We start from the raw sequence: 8,195 nt of genomic DNA, 5'->3' as shown, positions 1-8,195 counted from the left end.
ACCCGTAGCAGTCGCTGGCATCGACGCAAACGACATGACACCGCAAGAGGCGTAAGCGAAAGCGGCCTGAAACTACTACCTCCGGGCCTTGGCTGGCCCGGAGAATTTCGATCTACTCCGCCATAAAGGCGTGATTTCAGGTAAGGAAAACCGATGCAGGCGAAGAGTGCATCTCAGTCGCCCCTTCAGGGGGCGGTTAATTTTGTTCGCAGGAACGGAAACGGGTTTCTTGTGTCCGTTGTTGTTGCGGTCGCTGCGCAATTTCTGTCGGAACATTACGGCGCACCAGCGATGTTGATGGCCTTGTTGCTAGGTATCGCGTTTCATTTTCTGGCCGAAGACGATGCCGGAAATTGCAAGGCAGGCATAGATTTCACCGCGCGGACTGTTCTGCGATTTGGTGTGGCACTGTTGGGCGCGCGTATCTCGTTAGAGCTCATGATGAATCTGGGGCCTCAGCTGATTGCAGTCGTGGTCGCAGGCGTGTTCCTGACCATCTTGTTTGGACTGCTGGGTGCGCGTCTGCTGGGCCGTGGGTGGCGATTTGGTGTTTTGACCGGTGGATCCGTGGCGATCTGTGGTGCCTCTGCAGCGATGGCGATTTCGGCCATCCTGCCCAAGAATGAACATTCCGAACGAAACCTGATCTTTACCGTGTTGTCGGTGACGGTCCTTTCGACGATCGCCATGATCGCCTACCCGATCCTGACTGAAGCTTTTGATTTCGATGCAGAGGTGTCCGGTGTTTTCCTCGGTGGCACGATCCATGACGTTGCGCAGGTTGTCGGAGCAGGTTTCTCTGTATCGGATGAAGCCGGTGAGGTCGCGACACTTGTGAAACTGATCCGTGTCGCCATGCTTGCCCCTGTTGTTCTGGTGATTTCGGCCTTGGTTCGCCGCCACGCTGATTTTGCCGATGAAAGCGGAAAGCGCCCGCCACTTCTGCCGATGTTTGTTGTAGGCTTCTTGATCTTTGCAACACTGAACTCGCTCGGATTCATTCCAGCTGCAATCGCCGACGCTATGGCCAGCCTGAGCCGCTGGGCGCTGCTTGTTTCGATCGCTGCGGTTGGCATGAAAACGTCGCTGAAACGCATCCTGGACGTGGGTGGACAAGCGATTGCACTGATTGTGGCCGAAACCATCTTTATCGCACTATTCGTCCTCATAGGCGTCTATGTAGTGCATATGTGAGTTGGGGCAGGATGCCGATGATAACTATCGAAATAGTATTCCAAACATATCTGGAGACATCACTATGACAGCACATGTCATCAATCTGTTCGACGAACCTTCAAACCGCAGCGAGCGTCGTCTGGCTGATCTGCCGGACCGCGTCGTCGACGGCGATCCCTACCACAAGATCGGAATGCACTTCACGAGCCCGGATGGCGCGCTATCTGCAGGGACATGGACGTCAACGCCAGGCAAATGGCATGCATTCGCCGATAAGGATGAATACTGCTATATCGTCAAAGGCCATTGCGCACTGATCCATGAAGACGGAACGCGGCAGGACTTTCGCACCGGCGACAGCTTTATGATCCCAAACGGGTTTCGTGGATTTTGGGAAGTGGTGGAAGAAACAACCAAACACTTTGTCATCCGCGACTGCTCCTGAGTGAGTAAGCGGACTTAAGAGCAAGCTAAACGTAAATCGCCCCCGTCAGAGACGGGGGCGCAGAACTTAGATCGTGAGTTCTTGCAGATCCGGTTAGTGTAGGCGCGCTCATAACCCTGCGTTCATACTATTGATTTCATTCATTAAATTGAGGCGCACTTGCCCTTAGCTTTGCGTGGTATTTGCGCATAATTTTGCACGATTTGCCCAAAAGTTTGCACACTCCCCCTATCAGTGTCCATTTACATCCTTCCGAAAGTCTCTTTGAGTTCTGCAACTTTCTTAGCATCCAGTAGGCGGGTTGGCAGGCCGCGCAAAGCCACTAACAGCTTGGCCGTTTCTTCCAACTCTTCTGCGGCACAGACAGCTGAGAAGAGGTCCTTACCCGAAACGACGGGGCCGTGATTGGCCAACAGAACCGCGCTATACCTGCCGCCCAGATCGCGGACCAAATCACCGGACTTCGGATCGCCGGGCTTTACGTATGGAACCAGTTTGACCGTACCGACACGCATCACAACGTATGGTGTCAGCGGTGGAATGCAATCATTGGGATTGGTGTCTTCCAGACAAGACAGAGCAGTGGCCCAGGTCGAATGCAGGTGCACCACGGCGCCAGCCTCTGGTCTTGTCTCATAGAAGGCTTGATGCAGAAAGACTTCCTTGGTCGGCTTGTCCCCGGAGACGTGGTTGCCATCCAAATCAATCTTGGCGATGCACTCAGGATCGATATCGCCCAAGGTCGAATTCGTTGGCGTCATGAGAATCCCGTCATGTAAACGCGCAGAGACATTGCCCGCAGTGCCAACGGAAAAGCCACGCGCAAACAGCGAGGCGCACAGCTCGGAGATCTGCCGTCGCAGTGCCTGTTCTTCAGAACTCATTTGCCTGCCTCCATCATTCTCAACGCTTTCGAGAAGAAATCTGGAGCGCCAAAGTTTCCAGACTTCAAAGCCAGCGCAATGGGTTCAGATTTCCCAACGCTCAGGACTGGCACGCCCGGGTCGACCTCTGGCCCAATTGACATGGCCGGTGACCCCAGTGCCTCAGAGACGGCTTTGGCAACAGCTCCCGACGTCTCTCCTCCTGCCACCACAAGGCGCTTGTACCCCGCTTCGGCAAGCTTTCGCGCGGTATCTGCAAAGAGTCTGTCCAGCTTGTCCGCAACTGCTTCCTGACCAAATTGATTTTGGATCGCGCGCACATCCTCGGGGCTTCCCGATGAATACGCGAGCGGCGCCTGACCCAGATGCGCTTCAAAAAAATCCAGAAGCGTTTGCGCGGTCACATCCCCGGACATCACGCCCGGAACATCAATGGCGAAGGTTGGATGGGATTTCGCATGAACTTCAATCTGCCCACGGGTCGCACCGGAACACGACCCAGCAAGGATCACGGCAGGCCCTGCGACACCGGTGAACAAACTGCCAGTACTTTTTGATGAAGCCTCTCTCAAGAAGTTTCTTGGTAGGCCCAATGCTATCCCGGATCCCCCGGAAATGAGCTGGGCATCCTTCAGAGCCTCGCCCCAGGCCAGCAAATCTTCATCCGAAATCGCATCGCCAATCACAAATCGTTCGTCGGCGTTCTGCAAAGCAACTGCAATCGCCTCTGATCCTTGCTTTATGGCGTCAATTGACACCTGCCCTACCGCTTCTTGGGTCTGATACTGCAACCATCGCCTGATGTTGGCATCCGTCATCGGAGTAAGAGGGTGATTTTCCATTCCAGACTCGTGCAACAGCTTACCGAGCACAAATAGATGACCGTGATAGACGGTGCGCCCCGTTGTCGGAAAAGCCGGGCAGAAAACCACCCTTTGCGCGCCCAGTTCGTTGGCCAGCGCTTCCGCAACGGGGCCGATATTTCCCTCCATAGTGGAATCAAAGGTCGAGCAATATTTGAAGATGAACTGCTGGCATCCTTGGTCCGCGAGCCACCGCAAGGCACTCAGACTATCTGCAACAGCTTCCTCGACAGGTGCAGTGCGGCTCTTGAGCGAGACGACGCCTGCTTCGATCTCCTCGTCGGCTGGGGTATTCGGAATACCCGGAAACTGCGCAGTTCTTAATCCACCTTCCGGCTCAACACCCTTGGCCAAGGTGTTCGCGATATCGCTCGCACCGGTAAAGTCGTCCGCTATGACCCCGATCTTCATAGTTTGATGTCCCTGGTTGGCCCGGGATCCAGCCTATGGATATGCGGTGCCGCTCCGACGGGAAAAATCTCACGCACAAGTGGATCATGGCCGGGTACGATAAGTCGAGGATGCGAAGCCAACCTCTCGAGTGTCTCGAAACCATCCATCATGTCTTGCAGGTCGACGACAATGGGAAAAGCTTTACGCGCCATAAAATTCTCATAGTAATGCGAGGCGTCAGAGGCGAGCACCATCCACCCGGCTCCCGTTCTTACGCGAACACATTGTAACCCACGCGAATGCCCGCCGATACAGTGCACGGTCACCCCATCTGCAATCTCGGCCTCTCCATCGTAGAATACGACTTTCCCTGAATAGAGACGCTTTACGACCTCGCAAACATGGCCCGCCGTGAAAGGCGCACGCAAGTGGTCATGGCACATGCAGGGACCTGTGGCGAAGGCCATCTCCGCTGATTGGATGTGCAACTTCGCGTTAGGGAACATATGCAGCCCCCCGGCGTGGTCATAATGAAGATGGGTCACGATGACCTCAGTCACCGCTTCCGGCAAAATGCCCAAGGGCCGCAAAGCCTCGCGGGGGTCCATCGCAATGGGACGACCACGGGCGACTGCCTCATCGGAATCGTAGCCGGTATCGACCAGAATGACTTCGTTACCGCGCTTCAATACCCAGATGAAGTAGTCCATCGCATGAGGTGCGTCGTGATTATCATCGATGATGAAACTGTCAGCTCGCGTCCGGGCATTTCGATCCGCGTATTTCACGGCATGGATTTCCCAATCGTTCATCGGATGACCTCGGAGTACTGTTGAACTACCTTGGTGGCGATCATATCAGCCACAGCCGTATCGAAGGACTGGAAATGCGCGCTTTCTAGGTGGGCGGAGAACGCCGCGCTGTCATCATAAACCTCATAGAGAAAAACTGTCTCGGGTTCGTCGCCGAGACAAACGTCAAACTGCTGGCATCCGGGTTCTTTACGCAAAGAGGTAGAAGCGTTTTCGACCATCAGCGGCAAAAAGGTGTCCCGCGTACCGGGCTTGAGAGTGAAAGTGACAGTAACCACAAACATCAGACGGAAAGTCCTTTCAGACGTGAGAAAGCGCGCTTTGCGACGGGCAGTTGGCTTAGGATCAGACCAATGTTGAGCACCAGCAGAATGGCGGCACCAGGTCGTGAAAAGAATACCGCAAGATCCCCATCCGCCAAGAACAGCGACCGGCGGAAGGTTTCGTCAAACAGGCTGCCCAGAATAACCCCGATCACCAACGGCGCGATTGGGTACTTCATGAGGTTCATGAAGTAGGCAACCGCACCGACACCGAGCATCAGGTAGAGATCATTGATGCCACCACCAACGCTGAAAGACCCAATTGTTGTCAGAACCATAACAACGGGCAAGAAGATGGTCTGCGGGATGGCGAGTATTTTGATAAAGACCCGAGCGGTGAAAAGCCCCATCAAGAACATTGTCAGGGAGGCCAGCACCAAGATTGCAACCACACGCAGAATAATCTCGGGGTCTATCGTCGGACCTGGGATCACGTTGTTGATCTTGAAGGCCCCCATCAAAGCCGCGGCGGGTGGTGAACCGGGAATACCCAAAACCAAAAGCGGGATTAGCGCGCCCCCAATGCAGGCGTTGTTTGCTGTTTCAGAGCACAGCAGACCTTCCAATGACCCTTTTCCAAACTTATCGCCCTCGGCAGATACAGTCTTACCGACACCGTAACTGACCCAACCGGCAACATCTTCGCCGACGCCGGGAAGTGCTCCTACCCCAGTTCCAATCACTCCTGACCGGCCAATGGTGGGCAGATAGCGTCGGATGGAGCGTAGGTTCGGAAGGATACGACCTTTCAGGGCCAGAACTTTCCCGGCCTCAACGTGCCTCAAACCATCAATGATTTGGGGGATCGCAAAGGCCCCCATCAAAACCGGCACAACCTGAAATCCGCTCATCAGGTAAGACCAACCGAAGGTATAGCGCGGCTCAGACAACAGAGGGTCGAGTCCCACCATGGACATCGCAAGCCCGATCAGACCGGCGATCCATCCCTTAATCACCAGGTCTTCGCTCATCAAAGTGCCAGAAAGCAGAATACCGAACAGGGCCAGCAATGCTTTCTCCGGGCTTGCGATGTTCTTTGAAACCAAAAGCAGCGCCCAGACAAAAATCAAAAGCGTGATGGTCCCGATTACTGTGCCAATGAAACTGGCCGTCGTGGTCAGCCCTAGTGCTTCGCCACCTCGACCCGCTTTGGCCAGAGGGTAGCCATCCATGGCCGTTGCCGCGCTGGCTGCCGTGCCCGGAATGTTCAGCAGAATAGAAGGGTAAGAGCCGCCGTAAATCGCGCCGACATAGGCCCCAAGCAAAGCGATAAGCGAATAGTCCAATGGGATCTTGTTGCCGAAAAATCCCGTCAGGATCGTCACTGCCAGCGTTGCGGTCAGACCGGGCAATGCGCCGAACATGATGCCCAGGAACACGGATGCGATCAAATACAGATAGGTCAGAGGGTCCACTGCCAGGCCCACGAAGGCGGTCCCGAATCCAGCCAGTTGCGAAAGGATAAAGTCCATCCGGTCAGTCTTTCCATAACGGACGAAGCGTCACGTAGTAGTGGTATTCGATTTGCTTGAAGATCAGCCCGCCGCGCGCGGGCACGTTCTGCCGGAAAACAAAGGCCATCGCACAAACGAGGATGAGCGGGGCAAGTATTGCCACCAATGGAACGAACCGCAAAACGCGTTCGGAAGCCGCTTTGGTCAACACCACTAGTGTTAACGCCATCCACAAGGCCAGTGTGAACCAATCATCACCGTGTGCATTCCAATCCGCCTGAGCAGGAAACACGGCGAACGCAAACAAGCCGGCGACGACAATTGCGATACAAGCCACCAAAGCACGCCGCGCGTGACCGCCGTAGTAGCCGTAAGTCAAAGCTGTAATCAGCAAGCCAGAACACAGAATGAAGTCCACTCTTGGAACCAACCCAACGACATATGCAAGAAGGATCAGGCCTATTGTTGAAACTCGATAGGCTTCCGACTTATCCCACCCGATGCCCAAAGCACTGAGCGCGTTTTGGGCTCCACCTGAGCGGATTGAAATAGCCAGCAAAACGAAGGACAAGCCAAGCAATCCCCCGAAGATGAACAGCGGTACAATTGCAGCCGAGTTGTACCAATCCGATCCACTTACACCTGCGCGGTTTTCACCCCAAAGAGGGATGTCCAACGTCTTCCAAAGGAAAAAGGTGGAAATTGCTATCAGACCAATCGATGCCCAGAAATCGCGCGCCCGCATGATCAGTGTATCGTCAGGTTTGTCCATTGCCTGCCTCTTGTCGGAAAGGGCGCGATCAGGCGCGCCCTTTCAAAAGTGATCGGATTATGGCTTCTCGATGCCCAGCGACGCCGGATCGACGGTCGCTGCGCCCAGATCTTGCAAGGTGTAGGCAAATGTCGCCTCAAGGTTCGCAAACAGCTCCTGAGCTTCTTCGCCGTGTTGACCACCGACATCGTAATTGTTTGCCACGGCCCATTCAGCGACGGTGTCGGAGGCAATCGCTTGCTCGAAAGCATCACCAAGTGCGGCCTTTACGTCGTCCCCGGCTGAACTGTGAACTGCAAACCCGATGGCCTGTTTGAGCGGTAAATACTGATCTAGACCGTCATAAATGCGAAAGGCAGAAGGCACTGTTGCCCCTGCAATCTGCGCATCTTCGGGCGTCAGCATCGCGAGCGGTTTCAACTGACCGCCTTCGATCAGCGGAGCTTGTTCAGCCAGTGAGGTCACAACCAACGCAACTTCGCCCGCTATCGCTGCTTCCTGCCCTGGCGCTGAGCCTTTGTATGGAACAAACTTGAACTCAGTCCCTGACCCTTTTTCGATGGCCAGAAGATTCAAATGGTGGATCGAACCTGCACCGGAAGCAGCCGCTGGAATAGTGCCAGGAGCAGCTTTTGCAGCGTCGACCAGTTCTTCCAGAGTGTTGTAAGGGCTGTCCGCTGGAACCGAGATCAAATCGGGTGATCCGCCAACAATAAACGGATACCAAAAGTCAAATTTCTTATCCCAACCACCCTGCACAGCAGCGGTGACGTTCGATTCAGACAGACCAACCAATGTGTAGCCATCGTCTGGTTGGTTCATGACGTAGACCATGCCGTTGGAGCCTGCGACCCCACCTGTTTGATTGATCACATTGATCGAAACCGGAAGGTGTTTTTCCATCTCGGCCATGATCATTCGGTTGATCGTGTCCGTGCCACCACCGGCCCCCCAGACCACAGCTGTGGTTATATCACGATAGGGATAATCCTGCGCAGAAGCAGCCCCAGCAATCCCCGTCGCCATAGCAACCGCGGCCGCCAACCGCCCTAGCTTCAGTTTCATTTCCAAGT

9 protein-coding genes are annotated in these 8,195 nt (G+C 54.7%); 2 read left to right on the top strand and 7 right to left on the bottom strand.

The annotated features are described in order from the left end of the window. Positions 1-153 precede the first annotated feature (153 nt). Together GOX61_RS20615 and GOX61_RS20610 are read left to right on the top strand one after the other, a co-directional pair. Positions 154-1,194 (top strand): YeiH family protein, encoded by a 1,041-nt coding sequence (locus GOX61_RS20615; protein ID WP_170336748.1) that lies wholly within the window; start codon positions 154-156, stop codon positions 1,192-1,194. Positions 1,195-1,258: 64 nt separating this feature from the next. After that, positions 1,259-1,621, top strand: coding sequence for a cupin domain-containing protein (locus GOX61_RS20610; RefSeq protein ID WP_170336746.1), 363 nt, complete (start codon positions 1,259-1,261; stop codon positions 1,619-1,621). 242 nt (positions 1,622-1,863) lie between these two features. Here GOX61_RS20610 and otnC read toward each other — a convergent pair whose 3' ends face one another. From otnC to GOX61_RS20575, 7 genes are read right to left on the bottom strand one after another with little or no spacing between them, the layout of a single operon-like run. Continuing rightward, positions 1,864-2,505: a 3-oxo-tetronate 4-phosphate decarboxylase gene (gene otnC / locus GOX61_RS20605; RefSeq protein ID WP_170336744.1), complete on the bottom strand. Its 642-nt coding sequence runs from the start codon at positions 2,503-2,505 to the stop codon at positions 1,864-1,866. Beyond that, complete coding sequence (otnK, locus tag GOX61_RS20600; RefSeq protein ID WP_170336742.1) at positions 2,502-3,779, bottom strand: 3-oxo-tetronate kinase; 1,278 nt, start codon at positions 3,777-3,779, stop codon at positions 2,502-2,504. The genes otnC and otnK overlap by 4 nt, the downstream gene beginning before the upstream one ends. Next, positions 3,776-4,573, bottom strand: a complete 798-nt coding sequence (locus tag GOX61_RS20595) for an N-acyl homoserine lactonase family protein (RefSeq protein WP_170336740.1) — start codon at positions 4,571-4,573, stop codon at positions 3,776-3,778. Before GOX61_RS20595 ends, otnK begins: the two co-directional genes overlap by 4 nt. Continuing rightward, positions 4,570-4,857: a putative quinol monooxygenase gene (locus GOX61_RS20590; RefSeq protein WP_170336739.1), complete on the bottom strand. Its 288-nt coding sequence runs from the start codon at positions 4,855-4,857 to the stop codon at positions 4,570-4,572. The genes GOX61_RS20595 and GOX61_RS20590 overlap by 4 nt, the downstream gene beginning before the upstream one ends. Beyond that, on the bottom strand, positions 4,857-6,368 hold the full coding sequence (locus tag GOX61_RS20585) for a tripartite tricarboxylate transporter permease (protein WP_170336737.1): 1,512 nt from the start codon (positions 6,366-6,368) through the stop codon (positions 4,857-4,859). The genes GOX61_RS20590 and GOX61_RS20585 overlap by 1 nt, the downstream gene beginning before the upstream one ends. Positions 6,369-6,372: 4 nt before the next feature. Beyond that, positions 6,373-7,122, bottom strand: a complete 750-nt coding sequence (locus GOX61_RS20580) for a hypothetical protein (RefSeq protein ID WP_170336736.1) — start codon at positions 7,120-7,122, stop codon at positions 6,373-6,375. 57 nt (positions 7,123-7,179) lie between these two features. Then, positions 7,180-8,187 (bottom strand): Bug family tripartite tricarboxylate transporter substrate binding protein, encoded by a 1,008-nt coding sequence (locus GOX61_RS20575; RefSeq protein WP_170336735.1) that lies wholly within the window; start codon positions 8,185-8,187, stop codon positions 7,180-7,182. Between the last annotated feature and the right edge of the window lie 8 nt (positions 8,188-8,195).

Source organism: Ruegeria arenilitoris (assembly GCF_013030265.1).
GTDB lineage: Bacteria > Pseudomonadota > Alphaproteobacteria > Rhodobacterales > Rhodobacteraceae > Ruegeria > Ruegeria arenilitoris_E.
Note: the sequence above shows the minus strand (reverse complement) of the source record. Positions and strands in the feature narration are given on the sequence as shown.

What these genes read in the sequence shown, in the direction of transcription:
- GOX61_RS20615 (WP_170336748.1), top strand. Translation starts at nt 154, where the DNA reads ATGCAGGCGAAGAGTGCATCTCAGTCGCCCCTTCAGGGGGCGGTTAAT.
- GOX61_RS20610 (WP_170336746.1), top strand. Translation starts at nt 1,259, where the DNA reads ATGACAGCACATGTCATCAATCTGTTCGACGAACCTTCAAACCGCAGC.
- otnC (WP_170336744.1), bottom strand. Translation starts at nt 2,505, where the DNA reads ATGAGTTCTGAAGAACAGGCACTGCGACGGCAGATCTCCGAGCTGTGC.
- otnK (WP_170336742.1), bottom strand. Translation starts at nt 3,779, where the DNA reads ATGAAGATCGGGGTCATAGCGGACGACTTTACCGGTGCGAGCGATATC.
- GOX61_RS20595 (WP_170336740.1), bottom strand. Translation starts at nt 4,573, where the DNA reads ATGAACGATTGGGAAATCCATGCCGTGAAATACGCGGATCGAAATGCC.
- GOX61_RS20590 (WP_170336739.1), bottom strand. Translation starts at nt 4,857, where the DNA reads ATGTTTGTGGTTACTGTCACTTTCACTCTCAAGCCCGGTACGCGGGAC.
- GOX61_RS20585 (WP_170336737.1), bottom strand. Translation starts at nt 6,368, where the DNA reads ATGGACTTTATCCTTTCGCAACTGGCTGGATTCGGGACCGCCTTCGTG.
- GOX61_RS20580 (WP_170336736.1), bottom strand. Translation starts at nt 7,122, where the DNA reads ATGGACAAACCTGACGATACACTGATCATGCGGGCGCGCGATTTCTGG.
- GOX61_RS20575 (WP_170336735.1), bottom strand. Translation starts at nt 8,187, where the DNA reads ATGAAACTGAAGCTAGGGCGGTTGGCGGCCGCGGTTGCTATGGCGACG.